Raw genomic sequence first — 401 nt, 5'->3', positions numbered from 1 at the left:
ATTTAATGCGTGTTTAATGCTCGCGTCCACTATACAGTTCTCACACAACACCCCAACCACACCCTGCCAACACCAACCGTGTCAACAAGACTCATGGTCAGGCACAAAAAGGGGGATAATGCCCCAGACACCCAACAATGCACCAACATACAAACAACATATTTTTCGTTTAACTGTGCATGGACAACGTGTGTCACAAAGCGCCATTCAAACACTCAGTCTGTCTCATAGGGTGTGTGTTTCACCCGGACAATTTTCAATTCAAAAAGGCCGGCAGCATGACACTCGCATACTCAACCAACCACAGGGTGCAACTGCACCCACAATAAAAGCTCCTTAGAAAGGAGGTGATCCACCCGCACCTTCCGGTACGGGTACCTTGTTACGACTTCGTCCCAATC

General features: G+C 48.1%; 1 rRNA gene. It reads right to left on the bottom strand.

The features are described 5' to 3' along the window. Nucleotides 1-340: 340 nt before the first annotated feature. Nucleotides 341-401: ribosomal RNA gene (locus tag QP324_RS11905) — 16S ribosomal RNA — on the bottom strand; the annotation flags it as partial.

The sequence above is a fragment of the Corynebacterium sp. UMB0012 genome (assembly GCF_030216265.1).
Classification (GTDB): domain Bacteria; phylum Actinomycetota; class Actinomycetes; order Mycobacteriales; family Mycobacteriaceae; genus Corynebacterium.
Note: the sequence above shows the minus strand (reverse complement) of the source record. Positions and strands in the feature narration are given on the sequence as shown.